The 24,718-nt window shown below is 67.7% G+C and carries 21 protein-coding genes and 3 pseudogenes; 12 read left to right on the top strand and 12 right to left on the bottom strand.

Going from position 1 to position 24,718, the window contains the following annotated elements; translation table 11 throughout:
* The first annotated feature begins 98 nt into the window (after positions 1–98).
* The 5 genes from recD (at position 99) to CNR27_RS03135 (ending at position 4,595) form a co-directional block, all read left to right on the top strand.
* Complete coding sequence (gene recD / locus CNR27_RS03155; RefSeq protein WP_096296899.1) at positions 99–2,087, top strand: exodeoxyribonuclease V subunit alpha; 1,989 nt, start codon at positions 99–101, stop codon at positions 2,085–2,087.
* Between the two features lie 291 nt (positions 2,088–2,378).
* On the top strand, positions 2,379–2,798 hold the full coding sequence (locus CNR27_RS03150; RefSeq protein WP_157745238.1) for a hypothetical protein: 420 nt from the start codon (positions 2,379–2,381) through the stop codon (positions 2,796–2,798).
* A gap of 340 nt (positions 2,799–3,138) precedes the next feature.
* A complete protein-coding gene (locus CNR27_RS03145) occupies positions 3,139–3,405 on the top strand; it encodes a hypothetical protein (RefSeq protein WP_096296897.1) in 267 nt (88 codons plus the stop codon).
* Positions 3,406–3,555: 150 nt separating this feature from the next.
* Positions 3,556–4,233, top strand: a complete 678-nt coding sequence (locus tag CNR27_RS03140) for a hypothetical protein (protein ID WP_425435503.1) — start codon at positions 3,556–3,558, stop codon at positions 4,231–4,233.
* Between the two features lie 119 nt (positions 4,234–4,352).
* Positions 4,353–4,595 carry a hypothetical protein gene (locus CNR27_RS03135; protein WP_222843124.1) on the top strand — a complete coding sequence of 81 codons (243 nt, stop codon included), beginning with the start codon at positions 4,353–4,355 and terminating at the stop codon, positions 4,593–4,595.
* 410 nt (positions 4,596–5,005) lie between these two features.
* Here CNR27_RS03135 and CNR27_RS03130 read toward each other — a convergent pair whose 3' ends face one another.
* From CNR27_RS03130 to CNR27_RS03120, 3 genes are read right to left on the bottom strand one after another with little or no spacing between them, the layout of a single operon-like run.
* A complete protein-coding gene (locus CNR27_RS03130; RefSeq protein ID WP_179948213.1) occupies positions 5,006–5,521 on the bottom strand; it encodes a gluconokinase in 516 nt (171 codons plus the stop codon).
* Positions 5,518–7,890 carry a GH36-type glycosyl hydrolase domain-containing protein gene (locus CNR27_RS03125; protein WP_096296896.1) on the bottom strand — a complete coding sequence of 791 codons (2,373 nt, stop codon included), beginning with the start codon at positions 7,888–7,890 and terminating at the stop codon, positions 5,518–5,520. The genes CNR27_RS03130 and CNR27_RS03125 overlap by 4 nt, the downstream gene beginning before the upstream one ends.
* Entirely contained in the window at positions 7,887–9,266 is a 1,380-nt protein-coding gene (locus tag CNR27_RS03120; RefSeq protein ID WP_096296895.1) for an MFS transporter, read from the bottom strand. The genes CNR27_RS03125 and CNR27_RS03120 overlap by 4 nt, the downstream gene beginning before the upstream one ends.
* 335 nt (positions 9,267–9,601) lie before the next feature.
* Here CNR27_RS03120 and CNR27_RS03115 point away from each other — a divergent pair, with 335 nt between their 5' ends.
* The 4 genes from CNR27_RS03115 to CNR27_RS03095 all read left to right on the top strand — a co-directional run bounded on the left by CNR27_RS03115 (position 9,602) and on the right by CNR27_RS03095 (position 13,500).
* Positions 9,602–10,612 (top strand): zinc-dependent alcohol dehydrogenase family protein, encoded by a 1,011-nt coding sequence (locus tag CNR27_RS03115; RefSeq protein ID WP_096296894.1) that lies wholly within the window; start codon positions 9,602–9,604, stop codon positions 10,610–10,612.
* A 547-nt stretch (positions 10,613–11,159) separates the two neighbouring features.
* The gene (locus tag CNR27_RS03105; protein ID WP_222843123.1) at positions 11,160–12,158 is read left to right on the top strand and encodes an amidohydrolase family protein; all 999 of its coding nucleotides are present in this window, start codon (positions 11,160–11,162) and stop codon (positions 12,156–12,158) included.
* Positions 12,155–12,709: a non-canonical purine NTP pyrophosphatase gene (locus CNR27_RS03100; protein ID WP_096296892.1), complete on the top strand. Its 555-nt coding sequence runs from the start codon at positions 12,155–12,157 to the stop codon at positions 12,707–12,709. The genes CNR27_RS03105 and CNR27_RS03100 overlap by 4 nt, the downstream gene beginning before the upstream one ends.
* A complete protein-coding gene (locus CNR27_RS03095; RefSeq protein ID WP_096296891.1) occupies positions 12,706–13,500 on the top strand; it encodes an SIR2 family protein in 795 nt (264 codons plus the stop codon). The genes CNR27_RS03100 and CNR27_RS03095 overlap by 4 nt, the downstream gene beginning before the upstream one ends.
* Before the next feature lie 16 nt (positions 13,501–13,516).
* On the opposite strand, the pseudogene CNR27_RS03090 reads toward CNR27_RS03095, so the two are convergent.
* Positions 13,517–13,911: pseudogene (locus tag CNR27_RS03090) on the bottom strand (integrase core domain-containing protein); the annotation flags it as partial.
* Here CNR27_RS03090 and CNR27_RS03085 point away from each other — a divergent pair.
* Positions 13,887–14,141 (top strand): annotated as a pseudogene (locus CNR27_RS03085) (IS110 family transposase); the annotation flags it as partial. The pseudogenes CNR27_RS03090 and CNR27_RS03085 sit on opposite strands and share 25 nt — an antisense overlap.
* Positions 14,142–14,169: 28 nt before the next feature.
* Here CNR27_RS03085 and CNR27_RS03080 read toward each other — a convergent pair.
* Positions 14,170–14,284, bottom strand: a pseudogene (locus CNR27_RS03080) (transposase); the annotation flags it as partial.
* Positions 14,285–14,432: 148 nt separating this feature from the next.
* Here CNR27_RS03080 and CNR27_RS03075 point away from each other — a divergent pair.
* Complete coding sequence (locus CNR27_RS03075) at positions 14,433–16,175, top strand: AAA family ATPase (RefSeq protein WP_096296890.1); 1,743 nt, start codon at positions 14,433–14,435, stop codon at positions 16,173–16,175.
* Between the two features lie 45 nt (positions 16,176–16,220).
* Positions 16,221–16,454, top strand: a complete 234-nt coding sequence (locus CNR27_RS03070) for a zinc-binding dehydrogenase (RefSeq protein WP_222843122.1) — start codon at positions 16,221–16,223, stop codon at positions 16,452–16,454.
* A 157-nt stretch (positions 16,455–16,611) separates the two neighbouring features.
* On the opposite strand, the gene CNR27_RS03065 is transcribed toward CNR27_RS03070, so the two are convergent.
* The 7 genes from CNR27_RS03065 to CNR27_RS03035 form a co-directional block, all read right to left on the bottom strand.
* Positions 16,612–17,364 (bottom strand): ABC transporter ATP-binding protein, encoded by a 753-nt coding sequence (locus tag CNR27_RS03065; RefSeq protein ID WP_096296888.1) that lies wholly within the window; start codon positions 17,362–17,364, stop codon positions 16,612–16,614.
* The gene (locus tag CNR27_RS03060; protein WP_096296887.1) at positions 17,357–18,556 is read right to left on the bottom strand and encodes an ABC transporter permease; all 1,200 of its coding nucleotides are present in this window, start codon (positions 18,554–18,556) and stop codon (positions 17,357–17,359) included. The genes CNR27_RS03065 and CNR27_RS03060 overlap by 8 nt, the downstream gene beginning before the upstream one ends.
* A gap of 5 nt (positions 18,557–18,561) precedes the next feature.
* Positions 18,562–19,803: an efflux RND transporter periplasmic adaptor subunit gene (locus CNR27_RS03055; protein ID WP_096296886.1), complete on the bottom strand. Its 1,242-nt coding sequence runs from the start codon at positions 19,801–19,803 to the stop codon at positions 18,562–18,564.
* A gap of 320 nt (positions 19,804–20,123) precedes the next feature.
* Positions 20,124–20,768: an ankyrin repeat domain-containing protein gene (locus tag CNR27_RS03050; protein WP_157745236.1), complete on the bottom strand. Its 645-nt coding sequence runs from the start codon at positions 20,766–20,768 to the stop codon at positions 20,124–20,126.
* Positions 20,769–20,958: 190 nt separating this feature from the next.
* Positions 20,959–22,698: a Tle-like phospholipase domain-containing protein gene (locus CNR27_RS03045; protein WP_096296884.1), complete on the bottom strand. Its 1,740-nt coding sequence runs from the start codon at positions 22,696–22,698 to the stop codon at positions 20,959–20,961.
* Between the two features lie 251 nt (positions 22,699–22,949).
* On the bottom strand, positions 22,950–23,846 hold the full coding sequence (locus CNR27_RS03040) for a plasmid stabilization protein ParE (RefSeq protein WP_096296883.1): 897 nt from the start codon (positions 23,844–23,846) through the stop codon (positions 22,950–22,952).
* A 240-nt stretch (positions 23,847–24,086) separates the two neighbouring features.
* Positions 24,087–24,533: a DUF3597 domain-containing protein gene (locus CNR27_RS03035; RefSeq protein ID WP_096296882.1), complete on the bottom strand. Its 447-nt coding sequence runs from the start codon at positions 24,531–24,533 to the stop codon at positions 24,087–24,089.
* Positions 24,534–24,718: the final 185 nt, after the last annotated feature.

Below are 24,718 nucleotides of genomic sequence, written 5' to 3'. Positions count from 1 at the left end.
CCAGCAGGCCACGCCGAGTTCTTTCCCAGCCGGGCGCGCCGCCCTGAGCCCCTCTCCAGGGCTTGGGATGAGGGCAGCCGACCGCGGAGCCCAACCCCATGACCCTTCTCCAGGACCTTCGCGACGCTGGCGTCCTGCGCCCGCTCGACAACGCGCTCGCGCAATCCCTGCGTCGCCTCGACCCCGGCACGTCCGATCTCGTGCTCGCCGCCGCGGCGCTGGCCTCGCTGGCCGTGGCCAACGGCCATGCCGGGTTTTCGCCGTCCCGGCCGCAGCGACTGGTCGAAGCCGACATCGACTGGCCCACGCCCGAGGCCTGGCGCGCGGCGCTCGAGGCATCACGCTGGGTCGCCCGACCCGATGCGCCCGACACCGAATCCGCGGCCGAAGCGCCGCTGGTATACGAGGACGCGGACGCGGGACGCGGCCTGCTCTACCTGCGCCGTTACCGCGAATACGAGCGCCGCCTCGCCGATGGCCTGCGCCGCATCGGCGCCACGCTGCCGCAGGGCGGGACGCTCGACACCCTCGCACCGCTGTTCGGGGCGCTGTTTCCCCACGCGCGCGCCGGCGCCGGTTCCCCCGACCTGCAGGCCCGCGCCGCCGCGGTCGCGCTGCGCCACAACCTGGTGCTGATCACCGGCGGGCCCGGGACCGGCAAGACCACCACCATCACGCGCCTGCTGGTGCTGCTGGTCGCCCAGGCCTTGCAGGCAGGCCGGCCCGCGCCGCGCATCGCCCTGGCCGCACCCACCGGCCGCGCCGCCGAGCGCATGGCCGAAAGTCTGCGCCGCGCCGTGCAGCAACTGGACGGTGCAAATCTCGATCCCGCCCTGCTGGGCGCGCTGCCCGCCGCCGGTACCACCCTGCATCGCCTGCTCGGCACCATTCCCGATTCGGCGACGTTCCGGCACCACGCAGACAACCCGCTGCCGTTCGATGTCGTCGTCGTCGACGAAGCCTCGATGATCGACCTGCCGCTGATGGCCAAGCTGGTCGAAGCCGTCGCCGACGGCGCGCGCCTGGTGCTGCTGGGCGATCCCGACCAGTTGCCATCGGTGGAAGCGGGCGACGTGCTCAGCGGCATCCTGCGTGCCGCCGGCGATGGCGCGCGCATCGCGATCGACGATGCGCAGGCGCTGCAGCCATTGCTCGGCCCATCCGCATCGGCCGGCCATTCCGGACATGGCCGGGCGCCAGTGCCTGCCGCCCCTTCCGCTGCCGGCGCCTTCCCCGGCCGCCGCATCCACCTGCAACGCGGCTACCGCCAGAGCGCCGCGCTCGATCTCGCGCCGCTCGCCACTGCCGTGCGCGAGGGCGATGCCGACAACGCGCTGTCGCTGCTGCGCGGTGGTCTCGCGGGGGTGCGCTTCCACGAAGGCGAAGCCGATCCATTGCTGGCCCACCGCGAGACCCTGCTCGCGCACTGGAGCGCGCTCACCGACACCAGCGATCCGGCCGACGCACTCGCCCGCGCGGGACGCCTGCGCATCCTCACCGCGGTGCGCGAAGGCCCCCAGGGCGCACGCGGGCTCAATGCGCGTATCGAGGCCATGCTTACCGGCAGTGGCACGGGCGTGGCCGTGCGTCGCAGCAGCGGCGCGTATTTCCACGGCCGCCTGCTGCTGGTCACCGAGAACAGCTATCGCCACCGTCTGTTCAACGGCGACATCGGCATCTGTCTGGCCGACGGCGCCGGCGCGGTGATGGCGTGGTTCCCCGGCGACGATGCGCACAGTCCGCGGCCGTTCCACCCGGCCGCGCTGCCCGCGCACGACAGTGCGTTCGCGATGACCGTGCACAAGGCCCAGGGCAGCGAGTTCGACACCGTGTGGCTGGTGCTGCCCGAGCGCTTCAACCGCGTGCTGTCGCGCGAACTCGTCTATACCGGCATGACCCGTGCGCGCAGCGCCCTGCATGTAGTGGGCAGCGCGCCCATCCTGCGCAGCGCGCTCGAACGCCATGCCAGCCGCTGGTCCGGCCTGGCCTGGCGCCTGGGCGCGGAAGCGCCGCAACGCCTGGATGCATCGGCGCCCCAGACCATCGCCGACGTCAGCGAAGCCCCGACCCAGGGCGCACTGTTCTAGCGAACCGTCAAGCCGCAATCGCGGCCGCTTTCCTGCACTGCGGCTTGCCGCTATCGTCGGGCACAGGGGGAAGGGGAATTCGCACGGGACGCGGACGACAGCACGTTCGACGCTCTGGCCGAATCGCCGTGGCCGTTGGCACCCATCGTTGGCGTGGTCGATCAAGCACCTCGTTGTCCAAAATTATCCGGATACGAAGCTCGATGGCGATCGCGATGGCGTGCCTAGTGAACGGGCGCATAAGCGCGCCCGTGAAGCTGCTACCAACGAGTCGATACGAGGGGAACGGCAATGCGGACCTTATGGATATTGATGCTCGCCTGCGGCCTCTACGGCGCCTGGCAGTGGTGGCATGAACGTAGTGAAGCCTTCGACGCGTCCGCATTCGTCGCGGTCGAGATGCCCGGCGGGATGCAGCCGAACACGGTGCTGGTGCTGGCGCCGGCCAATTGCCCATCCGAGCAGGCGCAGCGCAGTGAAGCGCTGATCCGCGAACTCGACCGCGCCGGCATTCCCGTCGTGCGCGACAGCGGCTTCGCCTTCGCCTTCGACGTCGCCGACCCGACCACCGAACAGATGCAGGGCATCAAGCGTGCCCTCGCAGTGGCCAAACGCGGCGCACCTGTTGTATTCGTCAATGGACTGGCGATGTCGAATCCGACTGCCGAGCAGACGATTGCCGCATATCGCGGAAGCGTCGGGTCGCCCTGACGTCCGCAGGTGGGATTGAACCTGCCGGCAGGGTGTTCTGACGCGGCCCGTTGAACGCGCCTTGCTGTGCAACGCGAGCCTTCGAGGCTCGTACGCGATCGCTCGCAAGGCCCCGCATGTAAAAAACCACGTCAGGAAATTGGCCAATGGTCGTGACCGTGAACACGGTTGCGATGTCGACCGATCGTGGATTCTTCGAACCAGCTGAATGCACGCTTTTTGGCGAGCAGGCATCGCTCTTCACCGGCCATCGACGTACGCAAATCCCAGCTGAAGGCACCTCATGGCGTCGACAGAAAGCTCGCTATATTCCGAGTCCCCCTGACCACGGAGAAGCGAAATGTCGACCAAGCAGAATCGAATGATGGTGCGTGTCGGCGTGGCGATCGTCGCCACCATGGGCCTTGCGAGCTGTGCCCATTACAAGGAGGAGTTCGCGACGATCAATTCGCGTCTCGACTCCCTCGATAGCCGAGTGCAGGGCGCTGCCCAGAGTGCAGAAGCAGCCAACCAGTCCGCGCAGCGTGCCAACCAGCGTCTCGATCAGATCGAGGCCCGCGTCCAGCAGCTCAACGCAGCACCGGCTACCCGCACCCCCCGCGGTTAATCGCCCCTGCATCGTGAGCGACCCTACGGCTTGAACCGGGATCCGGCGGCCTTGACCGGCTGCCGATCTCATTGCACTCCAGTCTTCGTTCAAAAGGATCGTCCCATCCGTACCTGCACACACACTGCAAGCTGGGCCGCTCATGGAGTGCTGGTGCTGGCGCTCGCGTTCGCGAGCGTCGGCACGGTCTCCGCCCAGGACGCTTCAGCGCCCCCGGAGACTGCGTTCGACCAGCTTCCCCATGACCAGGATGTCTCCGGCACGGTGATTGAACTGGCCGGCTGGGTAGTCGCGTCCAACGACACTCAGGGCTATCCGTTTGCGGTGATCGACAAGGCCGCCGCACAGGTCTTCGTCTTCGGCGGTGACGGCCGTCTGCGCGGCGCGGCACCCGGGCTCTTCGGCTCGGCAGTCGGCGACCATACGGCCCCTGGCGTCGCCGGCCTGGCGCTTCGCGAAATTCCGGGTCGGGATCGCACCACGCCAGCGGGGCGCTTCGTGGGGGGATACGGCCCCTCGATCGACGCCGGACGCGTACTGTGGGTGGATTACGAATCCGCGGTCTCCATCCACCCCCTCGCCGGCTCACCGGGCGAGCACCGCGCCGAACGACTCGCCTCGCCTACGCCGGACGACAACCGCGTGACGCATGGGTGCATCAACGTCTCGCCGGAGTTCTACGAGCAGATCATCAAGCCGACATTCGAGCGCGGCGGCGTGTTCTACATCCTGCCGGACAAGGACTCGATCTCGGAAACCTTCCCCGAATTCGCGGAAGGTCGCGAGGCGGCGCAAAGCGACGACGACCGGCGAGGCGCCAGCAAGTAAGGGGCGTCTGGAGGCCAGATTCCGGGCTGCCGGGCAGCACCGCCGGCGACCTGTTTTTCTCATCCCGTCTGGCGCTCACCAGCGCCCTGCCCCCGGTCGGGCCGTAAGCGCCATCCTCCGTGCGGCTCATTTGCCTGCTGCTGGGGTTGCTGAAGCTGCAGGGCATCGGCAGCCTCGCCACGATGTGCCTCGACTACGACCTGCTGGCGCGGCGCTGGGTGCCGTATTCCTGCGTCTATCCGTTCGCGGACGGCCCGGCCGGCATTTCGATGATCGCCGGTGCTGCCCTGGCTGTCGGTGCCGGTGGCGCTGTGGTGCGATCTCGGTGTTCAAGGCCGTGTACGTGGACCGCCGGGAACTGAAGTGCGCGTGCGTGGGCGGCGAGCAGCGTGCCGCCGGGCTTCGTCTCCCGTTGACCGGGACCCGATGATCGCGATGGCCGTCTGGATGGCCTGGGCGCCTTCGGCCTGTTGCCGGCCTGGGCGCACACGATGTGAGTGTGGCGGACGGGGCGTGCCGGGCGTTCGCTTCGTGCTGCCGGCGCGGCACCCGGGCGAAGTCGCACCCGCGGGATGGATCCCGCCACGCTCGTCCCGGCGTGATCGGCGCTCGCGTAGCCTGACGTCCTTGCTGCGGATACTCGCGAGTCCGCGCATCGGTGACGATCACGGCGGGGGTTCCGTGCAAAAGATGCAAGGGTGCGGACGGGCGTACGCCTGGCCCCGCTCTCGCGCTCGCTGGAGGCTGACGGGCGCCCGCCTCCAGCACGCGGCTAGGCAGTCAGGCGCACAGCCGCGAGCGCATCGCGCAGCAGTGCAGCCGGCGGTCGATCGATCGCCAGCGTCACGACATCCGCTTCGCCCGCCGGCATCTCCAGCGTGTCGAACTGGCTGTCGAGCAGCGATGCCGGCATGTAGTGCCCGCTGCGGGCCTGCATCCGGGTCGCGATCAGATCCTTGTCGCCATGCAGGAACAGGAACCGCAACGACAGGCCGGTGTCGCGCAGGCGGTCGCGATGGCGGCGGCGCAGGCCGGAGAACGCAAGCACCACGCGTTCGCCGGCTGCCACCCGCCGCGACAGCTCGGCGGCGATGCGCGCCACCCAGGGGTCGCGCATGGCGTCGGTGAGCGGCAGGCCCATGGCCATGCGTGTCCTGGCTGCGGCGTCGTGAATGTCGTCGGCATCGAGGAACGTCGCCTGCCAGGCCTCCGCCAGCAGGCGTGCCAGCGTGGTCTTGCCGCTGCCCGACACCCCCATCGCGATCACCACCTGCGGCGTCGGCGTCATCCCGGCACCTCCACATCGACGCGGTGCCGCCCACCGGCGACGATGCCGCGCAACAGCGGTGTATCGAGCCATTGCCCGTCGGCGCGCACGCGCATGGCGGGCAGGCCAGGCACGCGCCGCACCTGCAACTCGACGTCGGCTCCGCGGAAGCGGCGCAGCGCCGATGCCTGCGACCAGTGCGACGGCAGCTGCGGTGCGATCCGCAGCGCGTCGCCTTCGCCGCGCAGCCCGAACAGGCCTTCGATCAGGCAGCGATACAGCCACGCCGCAGTGCCGGTGTTGAACAGCTGGCTGGAACGCCCCGCGGTGCGCGGATGGCCGCGCCAGTCGCCGCGGTAGTAGTTGGGCACGAACACCGGCAGCTGCCCCCGCTGCAGCAGGTCGTTGGCATCGGGCCCGGGCAGCATCGCGCGCAGCACGCGCCACGCGCGGTCGGCGTCGCCCACCGCATACAAGGCGTGCAGGTAGAACGCGGCCGCGTGGTTGTAGATCGAGCCGTTCTCGGCCGATCCCGGGAACTTCTGCGTCAGCCGGCCGACGTCTTCGCGCATCGCGGTGTATGGCGGATCCAGCATGGCCACGCCATGGGGCGAGACCAGCTGCGATTCCACTGCCGCCAGCAACTGCGCGCGGCGCGCCGGATCGGCCGCGCCCGAGAGCATCGCCCAGCTCTGCGGATTGAGGTAGATGCGGCCCTCGGTGTCGCCTCGCACGCCGAACGCCACGTCGTCATCGGTGATGCCGCGCGCGTACCAGTCGCCATCCCACAGGTGTGCGTTGGCGGCGTCGTTGCAGTCGCGCGCGCCCTGCACGAAGGCATCGGCCGCAGCAATGCCGGCATGGCGCGCACGGATGCCGGCCCACAGCCGCAAGGCATGCGCGGTCGCCAGGGTCAGCCAGCCGGACACGCCGCGCCCCTTGTAACCGACCATGTTCATCGGATCGCACCAGTCGCCCTGGGCGATGTAGCCCAACCCACGCGCATCGCGCGCCGACAGCAGCCAATGCATCGCCTTGTCCACGCGCGCGGCAACGCTGGCGACATGGCCCTGCGAATCAGTAACCGGCACATCGAGCAGGGCGTCGTCGCCGGTTTCGTCGAGGTAGGCCTGCAGGAATACCGGCAGCCAGACGCAATGATCGGTGTGCGGCACCTGGTTGATGTATTTCAGCTGCGCGCCATCGACCAGCAGGATGCCGTCGGGCATCGCGCCGCTGGACGCCTGTTGCGACAGCGCGCGCAGGAACGCGGCGCGCGCGGTCGCCGGCTGCAGGTAGGCCATGCCCATGTGGTCCTGCAGCAGGTTGCGCGTCTGCGGGTCGGTGGTCAGGCGATTGACGTCGCCGTGGTAGTACACCTGCCGCGGCAGCCAGTGGTTGGCGAAAGCGTCCAGCCACGGATCGGGGGTGTGGATGTCGATGCAGCCGCGCGCGGCGGCCAGGTACTCCGCATACGCGGCCGCAGCCGCTTCGAAAGCGCCGGGGACGAGGTATTTCGAGCGCAAGGCCTGGATCTGCGCGTCGTCGCGCGCAGGGCCGAACACGAAGCGTTCTTCGTGCGCATCGCCATCGGCGAGCACCACGCGGTACTGCAGCACCGCGGTGGGCATTTCGTAGTCGGCATCGCGCCGGCCCAGCAGCACCGCGTCGGCGATACCCGCCGGTGCATGCAGCCCGCCCTCGCCTTCGAACGCGAACTGGCGTGCGTCCCAGGCGTCGGGCGCGTTGGCATGCAACAGCACGGTGCGATCCATGAAATCGCGCTGGACGAAATAGTCCTCCACCTTCTGGTAGGGCGTGATGCTGCTGCAGACGATGCCGCCAAGGTCCTCGCGCCAGGTCGCGGACTGGTTCATCCATGACATGTAGCCGACCGGGAAGTAGGGGTAGAGACTGAGCCGTCGCGTGCGCTTTGATCGGTTGCGCACGCGCAGCGTCCACAGTTCGGCGACGTCGTCGACCGGCAACGCCAGCCGCCACTCGAAGGCCAGGCCATCGTGCTCGATGCGCCAGGCGATCGTGTCCACGCCAGCCTCGAACGCGAAGGCATCGGCCGGTGCACGCACCGGCTCATGCGGCAGCGAGAACAGCGTGCCGTCGTCCTCGTCCTTCACGTAGCAGAAGCGGCCGGGATGATGCGCGTAGACCGGTTGCTCGGGCTGCATGAAACTGCGCGCCTCCAGCGTCGGCGCGTGCGCGTACTTCGCGGGTTCCGGCTGCATGAACTGCGCGCTGGCGAAACCGCGGCAGGTGGCCTGCAGCATCATCCGCCGGTTCCAGAGGAAGGCCGATGCGTGAGGCATCGCGGTGGGGCTGTCGATCGTGAACCGGCGACCGTCATCGGTGAAGCCGTACTGCAGCGGACTCATGCGCGTTCCGCCCTGCGCGCATCCAGCGCGTCCTGCACCTCGGCCATCGTCGACGCATCCAGCGGGTAGGCACGCATCACCGCCGCCGCGAAGAACGCGACCACCCCCGGGATCACGGTCAAGAGCAGCGCGATGCCCAGCTGCGAGGCATCGGACTGCGCCTGGTTGGCGACGTAGCCCATCGCCGCCAGCATCCAGCCGATCAGCGCCGCTGCCAGCGCGCCGCCGAGCTTCTGCGAGAACGTGGCGGCCGAGAACGTCATCGCGGTGGCGCGGCGCCCGGTTTTCCACTCGGTGTAATCGGCGCAGTCCGCATACATCGAGAACGCCAGTGGCGATTTCGGCCCCAACGCCAGGCCGACCAGCGTGTTGAGCAGGAACAGCAGCCAGACCGCATCGCGCGGCACCAGGAACATCGCGCAGCTGAGCACGCCCGCCGCCGCCATCAGCCATACCATCAGCCGCTTCTTGTCGACGTAGCGCGTCATCACCGGCGTGAGCGCGGCGCCCGCCGCCAGCGCCAGCGAGTAGCCGCCGAGGAACCAGCCGGTCAGTTCGGGGCGCTCGAGGTAGTACTTGAGGTAGTACACGGTGGCGCCGCTGCGCATGACGATGGTGACCATGATCAGCAGCGCCAGCACGAACAGCACCATCCAGGGCCGGTTGTCGAGCAGGTCGCGCAGGTCCTGGCGCACGTCGCTGCGCTGCCCCGGTGGCGGCGCGATGCGCTCGCGCGTGCTGAAGAACACCGTCGCGAACAGCAGCGACGCCACCACCCCGTACAGCCCCAGCGTGAGCTGCCAGCCCAGCGCCTCGTCGCCGCCGCCCAACCACCGCACCAGGTCGAGCGTGAACGCATTGACGACCGTGGTGCCGGCGAACGCGGCGATGAACCGGAAGCTGATCAGCGTGGTGCGCTGCTGGCTGTCGTTGGTCATGACCGCCGACAGCGCCGAGTACGGCATGCTGAGCACGGTGTAGGCCAGCATCATCAGGCTGAAGGTCAGGTAGGCCCACACCAGCCTGCCGGTGTCGTCGAAGTCGGGCACGGTCCAGGTCAGGACCCCGGTGACCGCCAGCGGCAACGCGCCCCACAGCAGCCAGGGCCGGAACCGACCAAACCGCGTGCGGGTGCGATCGGCGATGGCGCCCATCAGCGGATCGGTGACGGCGTCGAACACCCGCGTGACCAGGAACATCGTGCCCACCGCGGCGGCGGCCAGGCCCATCACGTCGGTATAGAAGATCAGCAGGAACGCCGAGATGTTGGCCCAGTAGAGATTGAAGCCGAAATCGCCGATGCCGTAGCCCACCTTCTCGCGCAGGCGCACGCGTGTCCGTTGCCCAGCGGCGCCGCCGGGATTTTGAATCTGCATGCGCTCTCCGCGTGCTGTGGCCGGGCCGATGCGCGCGTCCGCGACTGCGGGAGGCTGCGCTGACAACGCTGTCAACTATCGTGCAAACGTCGGGTCTCGACAACCGCCGCCGGGAGGACGGGGCCGGGAGAGATCGATGACGATGTCGAGCTCTCTCGGATGCCGGCACGGCGGTAACACGGTCGATCGCGACGCCAGGTTCACTTCCCAAGGTCTTGGCGACAAGTAGCCGGTGTCCCGCATAACGGTGTCAGTCCACTGCCACGATGCGCCGCGTGGATGCGCGGGCGCGGAATGCGGCAGCATTGCAGTCCCCCACGTTACGAGGCTCCCCCATGACCATCCGCACCCTCTACATCGCCCCCGGCGGCGGCTTGGACACCGTCACGCTGGAGACCACGCCTGCCGTCGATCCCGGCCCGGGCGAGATCACCGTGCGGCTGCGCGCGAGTTCGCTCAACTATCACGACCTCGGCGTGGTCAGCGGGGCGATGGGCCCGACGGCGCGTCGCATCCCGATGTCCGACGGTGCGGGCGAGGTGACCGCCGTGGGCGAGGGGGTGCGGGAGTTCGCCGTGGGCGACCACGTGGTCAGCACGTTCTTCCCGGACTGGCTCGATGGCGAGCCGCAGGCGGAAGGCTTCGCGCGCACGCCGGGCGACGGCATCGACGGCTATGCGCGCGAGCAGGTGACCGCGCCCGCGACCTGGTTCACCCGTGCGCCGCGCGGTTGGAGCCACGCCGAGGCCGCCACCCTGACCACGGCCGGGCTCACCGCGTGGCGTGCGCTGTTCGAGGATGGCGGCCTGCGTCCGGGCGAGACGGTGCTGGTGCAGGGCAGCGGCGGGGTGTCGGTGTTCGCGCTGCAGTTCGCGAAGCTGGCCGGCGCGCGCGTCATCGCCACCTCGTCCGGCGACGAGAAGTTGGAGCGCCTGCGCGCGCTGGGTGCCGACGCGGGCATCAACTACCGCAGTGAGCCGGAGTGGGGCTTGCGCGTGCGCGCGCTCACCGACGGCCGCGGCGTCGACCACGTGGTCGAGGTCGGCGGGCCGGACACGCTGGCGCAATCCATGCTGGCCACGCGCGTGGGTGGGCACATCGCGCTGATCGGCGTGCTCACCGGCGTCGACAGCCGGCTGCCGCTCGGGCTTGCGCTGGGCCGGCAGCTGCGGCTGCAGGCGCTGATCGTCGGCAGCCGCCGCCAGCAGCAGGACATGATCCGCGCGCTGGAGGCCAGCGACCTGCGTCCGGTGATCGATCGCCACTTCCCGCTCGAGGACCTGGTGGCGGCGTTCCAGCACCAGGCGGCCGGCCGGCACTTCGGGAAGATCGCGCTGGATCTGTGAGGTGCAGGCCAAGGCACGCAGCGGTGGGCCTTCGTCACTAGTGAGCCGGCCGAGCAACCACTGCAGCCGCGGCGCTGGAGCAGGCGTTCATTACCCGCTACGGCACGCTTGGACGGGTCCCCGTGCCGTTCCTGCTGCGTTCGGACAGCGGCTTGGTCTTCACCAGCCCGCGCCGCGCCCATTTAGAGAGGCTACCGGATCGATCCGGTACCCGGGCAGGTAGTGACCCGCTCGCAACGCCCGCCGGGCCTGGTTTCATTAACGATGCCGGGAGACTCAGACCGGTATACCACGCATGGTGTTTTCAACTCACCCATCAGAATTGCCGTCGCCCTAAATCGAGACATGCGTGAAGGCGCCCGGCCGTACGCTTGCAACGGTTCGGGGCTGAAGGGGCTCAAACGGATCGCCTGCGCTGATTGCGGGTCTACGAGAGGACGCGCACAGCGATATGGTGCTAGCACCAAAGAACGGGCTGAAGCCCACAACAAGATTCAAGGGGCGGAGATTGACTCAGCAGCAACTTGATTTGCCAGGCATCTTGGGCGTGGCCAACGATCTCGGCGACGGCGGAGCGCAAGCCCACGTGCATGATCGAGGGGAACTGCATGTGCATATGAACGGGGCCGTCCCTGTGTCGACCATCCAGGAGATCATGGCCGACGAGGCAACGTCGTTTCCGGCTGGGTTCGATTGCGAGCGGGACATGACGCGCCTTACCCCCTGCAAATCCCTGGCGGAATACCTCACACCGTGGCAAGTATTGCGGCTCTTCCCCAAGAAACGTGCAAACCTTGACCGCCTCGCCGACGCTGTTTTTGCGAGCCTGGTAGAGAACGCGGTCCGTTTCGTTGAGATCCGGAGCACCGTCCTGTACTTGACCGGACTTCAGAGCTGCACGCCTGCGCAGGCATTAGAACGCCTCATCGAGTCGACTGGCAGCGCGGCTCGGCACTACGGCATCCGGCGGGGCTTGATCCTCACGGTGACTCGGGGCGACTACGGCGCCTCCAATCTCGCCACCCTTTTGCAGGCCTACGAGGACATCGGACGACCGAAGGACGTCGTGGGGCTTGACCTTGCGGGGGATGAAGAGACGCCCTACCCGGCCGAGCTGCCCGCAATGATCCGCGAGGCCAAGGAACGATACGGCTTCGGCATCACGATCCACGCTGGAGAGACTGGTCGCGTGGAAAACGTGCGCGAGGCCGTGGAGCTCTTCTACGCTGATCGGATCGGCCACGGCACGGCCGCCAGCAAGGATGCGGCCTTGATGGACCTGCTAGCTACCAAGGGTGTCTGTGTCGAGGTCTGCCCGATCAGCAACCGGCTGACGGGCGCCGTTCCCCGCGATGAGGCTCATCCTCTGCAGGAGTTCCGGCGCCGCGGTGTGCCGTTCGTGATCTGCTCCGACAACCCAGCGATTCATCAACGCGGCTTGGCCGACGACCAAGCCGCCGCCATGGCCGAAGGCCTGTCCATCTGCGACATGCAGCAGCAGTACGAAATCGCCAAGCACTTTTCATTCATGGAGGGCCTGAGTTGAAGATTCGATTCATGTCCGGCAACGAGCACAAGATCAAGGAAGTACAACGCATCCTCGGCCCCGTCGGCGTGGACATCGTGCCGGTATCCAGAAAGATCGCCGAACTGCAGACGCAGGACGTCGAAGCTCTCGTGCGGGACAAGCTGATCAAGGCGTTCCAAGAGATCGGCCGACCGCTGTTCGTCGAGCACACAGGCCTTTACCTTAGGGGACTGAACGACCTTCCCGCAGGCCTGACCCAGATCTTTTGGGACCGATTGGAAGCTGGACGTTTCACGGACCTCGTGGCCGCTCTGGCCGACGACAAGATCATCGCAAAGACGGTAATTGGGTACTGCGACGGGCGCCAGGTGCACCTGTTCGAAGGCGCCATCGAGGGCACGGTTCCGCGCGTACGTGCTGGGCCGGAGGATTTCCAGTGGGACTGCGTGTTCATCCCTGACGGCCACACGAGGACATTTGCCGAAATGGGTATCGAAAAGGACGACGTATCAATGCGTCGCCTAGCGTTGGATAGGTTTGCCGCCCACCTTTCAAAGGTCACGGCATGAGAACTGAACTTCTTGAAGCCCACCGCAGCGGCAAGCTGATGCTATTTGTCGGCGCCGGCGTGTCTGCAAACCTTGGTTTGCCGAGCTGGAGCCAACTGATCGCGCAGATTGCCAAAGAGCTGGGCTACGACCCGGCGGTGTTTGCCACTTACGGGAACTATCAGACCCTAGCTGAGTTCTACAAAAAGAAGAGAGGTGGACTTGGCGAGCTTCGGAGTTGGATGGACCGTGAATGGCACAAGCCTTCCACCGACATCAAGGCCTCCGACATTCACCGGCTTATCATTCAGGGCAACTTCTCGCGGATCTACACCACCAACTACGACCGGTGGCTTGAGATCGCCCACGCCGAGTTCGGCGTGAATTACGACAGGATTGCCAGCGTAGCGGACATGGTCGCTGTTAGGGACGGGCACCGCCAGATCATCAAGTTCCATGGTGACTTCGCAGCGGACGAGTCCATCGTCCTCGATGAGACCAGCTACTACCGGCGGCTGAACTTCGACACACCGCTGGACATCAAGCTTCGAAATGATGTGCTGAGCAACTCCGTCCTCTTCATCGGCTACAGCCTGACGGACTTCAATATCCGGCTGCTGTTCTATCGCCTGACAGAGATGTGGGGGAAGTCGCCGCTGGCTTCGGTGAGACCAAAGTCGTACGTCTTCACCAACCGTCCGAACCCGGCGGCAGAAGAAGTGCTGAGGCACTGGGGTATTGAGATGATCGTGTCTGATGAGGACGATCCGAAGACTGCGCTCACGGACTTCCTTCAAGAGCTTGTGACTTGACCGACGTCCCCCGATTTCAGTAGCGGTCGGCTTTGGACTCCGGGGTTAGGATAGTCGAGCCGGCCAAGGTTTTGGCATAGGCCTCTGGCGTCAGCCCGCCAAGCGCGTTCTTGGGCCGCTCCTCGTTGTATCCGCGCCGCCAGGTTTCGATGACCGTGCGGGCGTGCAATAGGCTGGTGAACCAGTGCTCGTTGAGGCATTCGTCGCGCAGGCGGCCGTTGAAGCTCTCGACGTAGGCGTTCTGGTTGGGCATGCCCGGCTCGATCAGTCGCAGGACGACGCCACGGGTGTGCGCCCACTCGAGCATGGCTTTGCCGCAGGCCTCCTTGCTTTGCCGCAGAACTCCTTGCCGTTGTCGGTACGGATCACCTCTTGTTCCGGTCGCCACCGTTGCGACGGAAGCCTGCCCAGGTTCTCAATGGCTGGCGCACAAGCTGGCCGGATACGGGCATGCCGCCAAGATCATCCCGACCCAGTTCGTGGAGCCTTACGTCAAGTCGAACAAGAACGACACAGTCGATGCCAAAGCAATCGCCGAAGCGGCTTCCCGTCCCAGCATGCGTTTCGTCGCAATGAAGCGCTCTGACCAAACCGACTTGCAGGCCCTGCATCGTGCGCGCGACGGCTTGGTGTACCAACGAACGGCTGTTGTCACTTCTTGCGTCAGGCATACAACGTGGCCTGCGAGATACCGATCTTGCGGCACCTCCTCGATCGATGTCCCAGTCTCGGCCTGCTTAAGGGCGAACGCGATCTGCTCTTCGGTGAACTTCGACTTCTTCATGGCGACGGGCCTCCTTGGGCCGGAGGGTCGCCGAATCCTCTAGTTCTGGCCGGTCCAACTTACCGGGGGGACGTCAGTTAGAGCCAGAGCTGGGAGCGCACTTCCCCGATGTTAGGCTGATGTCCGCTTTTTTTGAAAGCCTAAGCCTATGTCAGTTGTCCTTGCCGATCGAGCTAGTGCGCTGGTCGTGCCTAGCGTTTCAATAGCCAAATTGGTGTTTTCTGGGGGAGACGAGGTTGCCCTAGGCCCTACTGACAAAGTGATGCTGGTAGGAGCGAACAACAGTGGAAAGTCACGGACGATCCGCGAAATCCTTCGCAGATGTAGCGATGGCGGCGACTACAACGACTTAGTCGTCATCAAATCTATTGAGCTAGCGAAAGTCGGAACGCAAGAAGCGTTCGAAACATACATGCGGCGTTGCGCCAAGCGCACAGACACAACCTACGTACTGGGCGACTGGTCATTGAGTCAGTACGCACTCCCGTTCTGGGGGCAGGATTATCTGACCAATGGGATAGCGGCAGGATTCATCAAGAATCTAGACGCAGCTAGCCGTCTTGGAATATGCGAACTGCAACAGAGCATCGCACCTGCTGAGATGGCCAGTAAACCTCAGCATCTCCTCTATCGCAATGATGCGCTTATGAAGCAAGCATCAGAGCTCTTCAAGAAAGCGTTCGGGCTTGAGCTGATGATTGATTTCCTTGGAGGCAGTCGAATTCCGATACATGTTGGCGTGACGCCGTGTGGAGCCGGCCTCGAGGATCGAGCGTCTTCACGCTACTCGGAAGCTGTCAATTCGCAGCCTGCCTTGCACGAGCAGGGTGATGGAATGAAGAGCTATGCGGGCATCCTGTTCGAGGCAATAGCGTCCAAGCGAGACGTCTTATGCATTGATGAGCCAGAAGCGTTTTTACATCCGCCGCAAGCTCAAAAGCTGGGCGAGGCACTGTCAGCTCACGTTCCCCGTCAATTGATCGTGGCCACGCACAGTAGTGACATACTTCGCGGATTTCTCGAAGGCAATAAGGGAAAAGTTCGAATTCTGAGAATCGTCAGAGACGCGGGCGTGAACAGAATCTATGAGGCAAGTGCGGCGTCCATTGAATTGCTCTGGCAGACTCCGGCTCTCCGATTCTCGAACGCGCTGGATTCGATCTTCCACAACCAAGCAGTCCTCTGCGAGGATGACAGTGATTGCAGACTTATCAGCGCAGTCGCGAATCAACTGCAGTCATCATCAGGCGAGGAGGGGTGGGCAGATACTGCGTACATACCTCTTGGAGGAAAGTCAGGGATCCCTCGGACGGCGGCAGTGCTTCGTGCAGTGGGCGTGCCTGTAAAGGCAGTCTGTGACTTCGACCTCATTTCAAATCGAAGTTCCCTGAAAGCAACCGTGGAAGCGTTTGGCGGGAGCTGGACTGAAGCGGAGGTGCACTGGAATCGCATTTCTGCTGCTGTCACCCAAAGCGCTGCTCCGACGGATGCGCAGATCAAAGCCCAGATCCAGAACATTTTGGATAGTACGGAGGCGGACCAGCTTCCTCAAAGGAAGGATATCGAAGAGGCCTTCAAGCGTAAGTCGCCATGGGCAGCTGTGAAGGCATTTGGTCTTGATGGCGTGCCAAATGGAGATGCGCGTCGAGAGTGTGAAGCTCTAATGAGCCTTCTTGAGGCTGTTGGAATCTATCTGATCCCAAGTGGCGAGATGGAGAGCTTTTGCCGCTCGGTCGGGGGTCATGGTCCAAAGTTCGTGTCGAACCTACTGACCCATGTCTCACTGGATCACCCGCAGCTTCAATCCCTGCGAGAATTCACAAGCAAAGTGCACAGAGGGCGGTCCGCGCCCATCGAGAGTACTGGCACGATTGAGCAGCGGAGCAGCTAAGGCTTGGAGTAGGCGCACGCGCTGATCAGGGCTGCCAAACTGGGCGTGCTCACCGGCGTCGACAGCCGGCTGCCGCTGGGGCTTGCGCTGGGCCGCCAGCTGCGGCTGCAGGCGCTGATCGTCGGCAGCCGCCGCCAGCAGCAGGACATGATCCGCGCGCTGGAGGCGAGCGACCTGCGTCCGGTGATCGATCGCCACTTCCCGCTCGAGGAGCTGGTGGCGGCGTTCCAGCACCAGGCGGCCGGGCGGCACTTCGGGAAGATCGTGCTGGATCTCTGATCGCGTGGCCTCCTGGAGGAGGATGCACGCGGTCGTGGCCAGCGTGGAGATCACGGCCCGCCATCTGACGCCAGCCACTGCGGTATGACGCATCACGAACCCGCACAAAGGTCGGGCGACGAAACCATTCGTGAGCAAGCGGGACCGCTCGCGACGCTCAGTCCTGCTGCGGATCCGGATCCCCGGTACCGCGGCCGCCGGCCGGCCGGTCGTGCCGCTCGTCGGACACGATCTCGCCGTCCACCAGGTTGATCGTGCGGTCGCAGGTCTCCGACAGCCGCGGGTCGTGGGTGACCACCAGCACCGCGCAGCCGTACTGCGCGTTGAAGCGGCGCAGCAGCTCGAAGACGTCGGCAGCCGTTTTGGTGTCGAGATTGCCGGTGGGCTCGTCGGCCAGCAGCAGCGCCGGCCGCGTGACCAGCGCGCGGGCGATCGCGACGCGCTGCTGCTGTCCGCCGGACAGCTGGTCGGGGCGACGATGGCTGAACTTCTCCAGACCCACCTCGGCGAGCAGGCCCCTGGCGATGTCGGTGATCTCCCGGTCGGGACGCCCGTGGGCGACCATCCACGGCATCAGCACGTTCTCCAGCGCGGTGAACGCGTTGATCAGGTGGTGGAACTGGAAGACGAAGCCGATATGCCGGCCGCGCAGCGCGGTGCGGCCAGCGTCGTCCATCGCGCGGGTGGCTTCGCCGCGCAGGTAGAGCTCGCCACCGGTGGGTGAATCCAGCAGCCCGATCAGGTTGAGCAGGGTGCTCTTGCCCGAGCCCGAGGGGCCCACCAGCGCGGCGAAATCGGCGCTGTCCAGGCGCAGGTCGATGCCGTGCAGCACTTCGACTTCGTTGGGCTTGCCGATGTTGTAGGACTTGCGCAGGCCTTCGAGCCGCAGCACCTCGCGGGCGTCATCCACGGATCGCCTCCACCGGATCGAGGCGCGATGCGCGCCAGGCGGGGGTCAGCGCCGCGCCGATGCCGGCCAGCGTGGCCAGTGCCATCGCCGCCGGGACCAGCGCCCTGGGCACCGGGATGAAGAACAGCCCCGGGCCGAAGGTGTTGAACATCGCCACCAGGCCCCAGCCGGCCAGTGCGCCCAGCGCCGAGCCCACCAGCCCGAGCACCGCGCCCTGCACCAGGAACACCAGCAGCATCTGGCCCCGTCGCGTGCCCATGGCACGCAGGATGCCGATCTCGCGCGTTCGCTGGGCCACGCTGACCGCGAGCACGCTGGCGATGCCGAGCGCAACCGAGATCGCCACGAAGAAACTGATCATTCGCGTGGAGATGCTCTGGGAACTCAAGGCGTTCATCAGCTGCGCATTGCTCTCCATCCAGCTTTCGGCCTTCAGCCCCGTCAGCCCGCGCACGCGCGCAGCAATGCGGTCGGCGCCGAAGAGGTCCTCGACGGTCATGTCGATGACGGTGACGCCGCCGGGCAGCGCCAGCAGCGACTGCGCCTGCTTGAGGTCGAGATAGACGTAGCGCGCATCGAGTTCGCGCACGCCGAGCTCGAAGATGCCGGCCACGTTGACGATCGCCTCGCGACCGTCGCCGGCATCGAGTCGCAGCTTGCCGCCCAGGCGCAGGCCGAGATCCTCGGCCAGCTGGCGGCCGATCACCGCATTGCCCGAACCCACCTCGAGCCGGCCCTCGACCATGTTCTCGTCGAGCGGAATCACCCGCAGGTAGCGCTCGAGATCCACGCCCACCAGCGCCACCGATTGCACCGCCTCGCCGCGCCGCCCGAACGCCGGTCCCGACACCAGCGGCGACACCGCGGCCACGCCCGGCAGACGGTCGAGCACGTCGCGCACCTGCAGCCAGTTGTCGATGGGGCGCAGCGCCTGCGGGCGTGGATCCTCGAGCACCAGCTGCACCACGCCAGCGGGCGCGCCGGCGACGAGGTTGACCTCGCGCGGCGCCTCCACGCGCACATGCGCCTGGGTGCCGAGCGTGCGGTCGATGAGGTTGTCCTGCAGGCCGGCGATCAGCGCGGTCACGAAGACGATCACCGCCACGCCTACCGCGATGCCGACCAGGATCAGCAGTGTCTGTGCCCGCCCCTGGCGCAGGAAGCGCATCGCGATGGTGGACTCGATCCACATGGGCTTCAGTCGAGCGCGACCGGCAGCTCGCCGCGCGTGGTCTGGCCGGTCTGCGGCGCCGGCTGGCCCTCCACCCGCACGCGGCTGCCGTCTTCGGGCAGGGCGTCGTCGGCGATCGCGCCGGCGGCGAGCACGCGGTCTCCGGCCTGCAGGCCTTCGAGCACCTCGCTCATCGCCAGCCCGCGCAGGCCCAGGCGCACCGGCGTGCGGCGCACGCGGCCATCGCGCACCAGCAGCACGGTGGCGCGGTCGGAGCCGGGGTCGTCATCGAGCAGTGCATCGTTGGGCACGGCCAGCGCGTCGTCGCGGCGACCGGTGAGGAGGGTGACGGTGACGGTCATGTCCTCGCGCACGAAGTCCACGGCCGGATCGATGCGCAGGCGCACATCGACGGTGCCGCGCGCCGGGTCGATACCGGGCGCGATGTGGAACACGGTGGCCGCGAACGGCCGCCCGGGGTATGCATCGGCGATGACGGTTGCGCGTTGTCCGACCTCGATCAGGCCGAGGTTCTTCTCGTCGAGCGGCAGCAGGATCTCGCCGGGAGCGTCGGCGGCGATGTCCATCAGCACGTCACCTGGATTGACGGTGTCGCCCGGCTCGACGTTGCGGGTGAGCACGGTGCCGGCGACGGTGGCGCGGATCTGCGCACGCTCGAGCGCGGCTTCAGCGGCCTGCAGCTGCTCGCGGGCCTGCGCCTCGCGGGGGCCGCCGGACAGCGCGTCGACCGCGAGGCGGGCCTGCTCGGCCGCCGCACGTGCGGCAACCACGGCCTGCGCGGCCTGCTCCACGCTTTCGCGCGAGACCAGCTGCGCCTGGCCGAGTTCGCGGCGACGTGCGAGGTCGCGCTCGGCCTGGGCGAGGTCGGCGCGTGCCTGGCGCAGACGCGCCTCGGCATCCGGCCGCTCGGACTCGCGCAGCGCGGCAAGCGCGGCCCGGGCTTCGTCGCGGCGGGCTTCGAGATCCGCCGCGCGCAGCACCACCAGCAGGTCGCCAGGGGCGACGCGATCGCCTTCCATCACCCGGCGTTCCAGCACCAGCCCGGAAATCTCCGCGCCCACCCGTACCCGCGACGGCGCCTCCGCGCGACCGGTGGCGACGACGTTCTGCACCAGCGGCCCGCTGACCACGTCATAGCCGGGCAGCGCGGGCCCGCGCAGTCTCGACACCAGAATCAGCACGACCAGCAGGGCTATGGCCACCACCACGACCAGAATCCATTTGCGCCGCTTGGACAGACTGGGCATGGGCCGACCCGGGATCAAAGAGGGTCATCTTGGCGCGCCGACGATGAAGCCAGCAAGGCGGCGGTCACCGGTGTGGATGTCTCGCGGATGGGCCGGCGGATTCCGCGCCAGCGCCTGGGCCGGGCAGCGCGCTGCTCCCGCGGCTTTGAACGATGCTACGGCCATTGCGACGGCCGCACCGGTGACGGCGCGGGCATGGCACACCTGCGTGGCACCGCGTGCGCTGCATGCGCCTGACCAGCGGCGGATGCGCGGATGGATGGCGGCGCACGGAGCACCTGCGACCAGCACAGACGCAGTCGCGGGCCCCAGCCGTTGCTTCAGTGCGTCGGCGTCGCGGCCAGCCGCTCGCGGATCCACTCGTGGTCGCGGCGCACCGGGGCGGCCAGCATCGCGGGATCGCCGTCATAGAGATAGCTGGCCACGGTGGCGCCGGTTTCGTCGGTCGCGTGCGGATCGGCGCCGGCCTCCATGAAGCGCCGGACCGACGGGATGTCGTTGACCAGCGCGGCCTGGTGCAGGGGCGTGGTGCCGCTGCGGTCGCGCACGTCGACCCGTGCACCGGCCGCGAGCAGGCGGTCGATGTTGTCGGGCTCACGCGCGCGCAGCGCGTCGAACAACGGCGTCTGGCCGTTGCGGGTATTGGGCACGTCGACCGCGACGCCGTGCGCGAGCAACAGATCGATCCACTCCGGATCGCTGGACATCGCGGCTTCGTGCAGCGCGGTACGGCCCTTGGCGTCCCCGCGTGTGGGGTCGGCGCCGAGTTCGAGCAGCATACGGACGGCATCCCGGTCGCCCTGGCGGATCAGCCAGTTCAGCGCGGGGGTGCCGTCTTCGTCGGTGGCGTTCGGATTGGCACCGGCCGCCAGGAGTTCGCGGGCAAGTGAGGTGTTGCCGCTGCGCAACGCGGCGACGAACTGCGCCTGTGCGGGGTTGTCGAACGCGCGCGCGTCGGTGCTCATGGATTCGTGTCCTTGCGTGCAGCCGGAGGCCGCGAGCATGGACGCGGCCAGCAGCAGGTGCGGAAGTGGGCGACGGGTCATGGCGCGCAGCATGCCGCAGCCGGCGTCAAGACGCGCGCAGGCGCGTGCCGCCCAGCCGGTAGGCGGGCGGCGGCGCAGGGCGTCCCTCGTGAGCCAAGCATTCCCGGGATCAGTTGAACGGGTTCAGGGCGTCGAGCGCGCGGCCTGCACCGTTGGCGATGCCGCGTCCGAGATCGCGCGCGCCGTTGGCAACGCCCTGGGCCACGTCGGCGGTGAAGTCGTTGACGCCCTGGGCCACGTTGCCGGCCAGGTCGGCCACCGCTTCGACACCATCGCCGAGCTTGTCGGTCGCGATGTCGACCGCGCTGGCGATGCCGTCGGCCACGTTGCCGACCACGTCGCCGGTGCCCTCGACGAAGCCGGCAACCGCATTGGCCGGCGTCTGCAGCCCGGTGATCCGGCCGAGGTCGCGCACGAAGCCACCGGTCGCATTCGCGGTGTTCTGCGCGGTCTCGCCGGCCAGGCTGACCGCGCCGTCGAGCACGTCGCCGACGGTGCCGATGCTGGCGTCGGCCACATCGCCCAGCAGGCCGTAGCTCGCCGCGATGCCCTTGCCTTCTGCCACGCCGGCGATGAACTCACCGAACCCGGTTCCCAGTTCGGAGGCCGTGCCCGCCAGGTCCCCGCCCAGATCGACCACCTCGCGGATGCCCGACGCGAGCGCGTTGAACTGCAGGTCGCCGACTGCGGTCACGCCCGCCACCAGGGTGTCGGTGCCGAACGCGGTGGTCGCGCCGACCACGTCTCCGAGGGCGTCGGTGCCAGCGTTGACCACGCTGCTGGCGCCATTGAGCAGACTGCCCACCACCCAGCTCCGCGGCGTCGCGCCAGGGCCGTTGCGCATCAGATCACCGAGCGACTCCATGCCGGTGGCGAGGGTGTCGCCGGCGGTGTCGATGCCGCGGTTCACGCCCGCGCCGAGGGTGTCGCCGATGCTCGGGCCGAGCGCGGGATCGGTGGGGCTGGCATGGTCGAAGGCTTCGACATAGACCGCATCCGGACCGCCGCCGCCGTGCAGGCCGCCGAAGCTGGTGCCGGCAGGGGGATCGATGCGCAGCGCGTGGCCGACCGCAGTGGGCGGCGAGCCGACGATCGGCAGCGCCGGGACGTCTTCCTGGGCGCCGGTGAGCGGATCGCCATTGACCGCGTAGCGACGCACCTGGCCGCTTTCGGCCACGCTTTCGCGCGCCGCATTCGGATTGAAGCCCAGGCTTTCGAGCGTGTTGTTGCTCAGGCCCGAGCTGTTGAAGGTGACAGCGGAGGCGCCGGTGGCCAGCGAGGCCGCCGAGGCGAGGCCGCCCCCGAGCGAGTGTCCGGTCAGGGCGACATTGCCATCGCCGAAGACGTGCTCGGCGCGCTTGGCGAGTTCGATGGCGCTGCTGTACTGGGAGGCATCCATGCCCAGGCCCTGCTGGCCGTTGTTCACCCAGTCCATGAGCTGGCTGGGCTCGCTGCCGAGTTCCGAGCCGCGATAGGCGACCACGTAGCCGCCGTCCTGGTGCTGGTAGATCTCGGCATGGAAACCGGAGCGGTCGTCGCTCAGCAGCCCGGGATCGATCGGGATCCGGTTGCCGTGCTGGTCCGTCAGGCTCACGCCGTCGGCGTGCGGTTCGAGGGCGGTCCAGCCTGCGTCGGCGAGCGCCTGAGCGTATTGCGGGCTCTCGGGCGCGTAGGCGCCGTTGGCCATCATCGCGAAGAGCTGGTCGCGACTGTCGGGCGCGGTGCCGCGGATGCTGTCGCTGAGATCGTGGACGCCGGCGCGGTAATCCGTCGTTACCGGCGGCGGTGGCGGCGCGGACTGCTGCGGAAGGGCGGACAGACGCGCGGTATCGGCGACGGTGATCACCATGACGGGATCCAGGGGGCAGGAAGTCTGGGCCGACGTTAACCAACCCGCGCGCGGCGCAACACTCGGGGCGACCCTAGCCCGTGCGCCCCCCAGGCGAAGGGGATGCGGGCGACCCTGCCCGCCCGACGGCACAGGATTCGACATCGGCGGATCCGCTCTCCGCCCGGGCCGGCCGTGCGGTAACCGGCCGTGACGCCCCACCGTAAGGAGGCTCGCGTAGTGCGCGGTCTGCCGTGCGGGGCGCGCTGCCCTCAGCGGTACGGCCCCGGGCCGCGCCAGACCACTTCGCCCTGCCGGTACACGCGATGGAAGCCGATCACCTCGCGAGCATCGCCGATACCGCGCATCTGCGGATCCTCCGGGTCGACCATCCGGCAGTCGCTGGACTCGCGGCGCAGCGCCGTCTCCAGCGGGCACACCATGAGCCGGCGCGTGCCCGGCAAGGGGATGAACAGTTCGCTGACGCCCTGGTCGCGCCATTCGCGCAGGCGGGTCTCGCTGGTGGTGTCGTAGATCACCTGATAGCCCCCGACCTCCAGGCTGGGCAGGTCGGAAGACGCATCGCGGCCACGGCCGCGGCCGACGCTGGGGCTGCGGGAGAGCCCCGAGTTCACCGGCGCCGTTTCTTCCGGAAGCATGCCGGGCGGCTGCCCCCACACATGCTGGCGGCGCTGCTGGGATGGAGGACTGGCCGCCGTCTGCGCAGCGCCCTGGCCGGCGTCGGCCGGAGACTGCACGGGCACGGGCGGCACGTCGCTTGGCTGCTGCGCAGGCTGCGGCGGGCGGACCTCGGTCAGGGCGTCGGCGGGATCGGGTGCTTCCGGCGGCACCGGGGCTTCGGCCTGCTCGACGCGCGTGGTCCGCACGCGCGAGGCCGCCGGGGCCGACTGCGCTGGAGGTGTCGCGGGCGCGGGGCGGGCAACGGGTGCGACCACCGGCTGGGAAGGCGTGATGCCGACGAAGTCGACGACCATGCGGCTGCCGGCGGACGCGCCCTGCGGCGTGGTCATCACGATCGGCTGCGAAGTCAGCAGCAGGTAGGCGAACCACAAGTGCAGCAATGCGCTCGCCAACGCGGCGATCCAGGGCTGCAGACGGTCGATCCGGGACGTGGCCTGGCCCCCCGCGTGACGCGACGCCTTGCTCATGCGGCCAGCGATTCGCCGGAGATGCGGACCTTCATCAGGGATCTACGGCTGCGACGTGGGAGCGGCATCGTAACGCGCGTCCGGGCAAGCCGGGCGCGACCGGGTGCGCCTGTCGCGAGGATCGGCCTTCGCCCGAGCTGTGATGTATCGGGAACACGCCAGCACGGCTGTTGCGCCGGCGTGTCCGCGGACCGGGCGGCCGGGCGCCGACGGCCCGGCGCCGGGCAGCGGCGCTGGCGTTCAGTCCTTCAGTGCGTCGGGCACCTTGCCGCCGTTCTCGGCAAGCTTGCGCATGACCGCCCGGTGCAGGGCGATGTTCTGCTCGGCGCTGCCGGCCGCACCGGCATTGACGCCGAGTTCCGTGGCCAGCTCCTTGCGGGCCTCGAGGCTGGAATCGAGGTCGAGCAGCTTGAGCAGGTCGACGATGGAATGCCGCCAGTCGCTGGGGCCGCCCTTCTTGGCCGCCATCTCGGTCAGGACCGCTTCGACGTCCACCGGCTCGGCCGGGGCTGCCGCCGCAGGCGCCGGGGCCGGATTGCGCGACGGTGGCGACACCTTGGGGTCGTTCTTGCTGCCGGTGAAGATCACCGCGGCCGGCCTGGCGACCGCGCCCCCCGGCGTGGCGGTGGGCTTGGCGGCGGGTTTGCGACCGAAGATGCGGTCGGAGATCTTGGAAAACAGGCCCATGGGTAGTGCTCCGGAACAAGGGAGCGGCGAGTGTGGGTGGGCGTTCGCAAAGGTCGAATGAAAGGACCGTGGGCCGTGTCGTACCGGCCCACCGCAGCGGCTCCCGAATATCGGGCACGGCGCATCGCATCAGCCGCCGGCGCACACGGACCAATTGCGTCAGGTCCTTGGCGGGCGCACCGGCG

It is taken from the genome of Luteimonas chenhongjianii, assembly GCF_002327105.1.
In the GTDB taxonomy this organism is placed as follows: domain Bacteria; phylum Pseudomonadota; class Gammaproteobacteria; order Xanthomonadales; family Xanthomonadaceae; genus Luteimonas; species Luteimonas chenhongjianii.
Note: the sequence above shows the minus strand (reverse complement) of the source record. Positions and strands in the feature narration are given on the sequence as shown.

Bases quoted from the DNA above. Each gene is read 5' to 3' on its own strand.
- recD (WP_096296899.1), top strand. From the start codon at position 99: ATGACCCTTCTCCAGGACCTTCGCGACGCTGGCGTCCTGCGCCCGCTC.
- CNR27_RS03150 (WP_157745238.1), top strand. From the start codon at position 2,379: ATGCGGACCTTATGGATATTGATGCTCGCCTGCGGCCTCTACGGCGCC.
- CNR27_RS03145 (WP_096296897.1), top strand. From the start codon at position 3,139: ATGTCGACCAAGCAGAATCGAATGATGGTGCGTGTCGGCGTGGCGATC.
- CNR27_RS03130 (WP_179948213.1), bottom strand. From the start codon at position 5,521: ATGACGCCGACGCCGCAGGTGGTGATCGCGATGGGGGTGTCGGGCAGC.
- CNR27_RS03125 (WP_096296896.1), bottom strand. From the start codon at position 7,890: ATGAGTCCGCTGCAGTACGGCTTCACCGATGACGGTCGCCGGTTCACG.
- CNR27_RS03120 (WP_096296895.1), bottom strand. From the start codon at position 9,266: ATGCAGATTCAAAATCCCGGCGGCGCCGCTGGGCAACGGACACGCGTG.
- CNR27_RS03115 (WP_096296894.1), top strand. From the start codon at position 9,602: ATGACCATCCGCACCCTCTACATCGCCCCCGGCGGCGGCTTGGACACC.
- CNR27_RS03095 (WP_096296891.1), top strand. From the start codon at position 12,706: ATGAGAACTGAACTTCTTGAAGCCCACCGCAGCGGCAAGCTGATGCTA.
- CNR27_RS03075 (WP_096296890.1), top strand. From the start codon at position 14,433: ATGTCAGTTGTCCTTGCCGATCGAGCTAGTGCGCTGGTCGTGCCTAGC.
- CNR27_RS03060 (WP_096296887.1), bottom strand. From the start codon at position 18,556: ATGTGGATCGAGTCCACCATCGCGATGCGCTTCCTGCGCCAGGGGCGG.
- CNR27_RS03055 (WP_096296886.1), bottom strand. From the start codon at position 19,803: ATGCCCAGTCTGTCCAAGCGGCGCAAATGGATTCTGGTCGTGGTGGTG.
- CNR27_RS03050 (WP_157745236.1), bottom strand. From the start codon at position 20,768: ATGAGCACCGACGCGCGCGCGTTCGACAACCCCGCACAGGCGCAGTTC.
- CNR27_RS03045 (WP_096296884.1), bottom strand. From the start codon at position 22,698: ATGGTGATCACCGTCGCCGATACCGCGCGTCTGTCCGCCCTTCCGCAG.
- CNR27_RS03040 (WP_096296883.1), bottom strand. From the start codon at position 23,846: ATGAGCAAGGCGTCGCGTCACGCGGGGGGCCAGGCCACGTCCCGGATC.
- CNR27_RS03035 (WP_096296882.1), bottom strand. From the start codon at position 24,533: ATGGGCCTGTTTTCCAAGATCTCCGACCGCATCTTCGGTCGCAAACCC.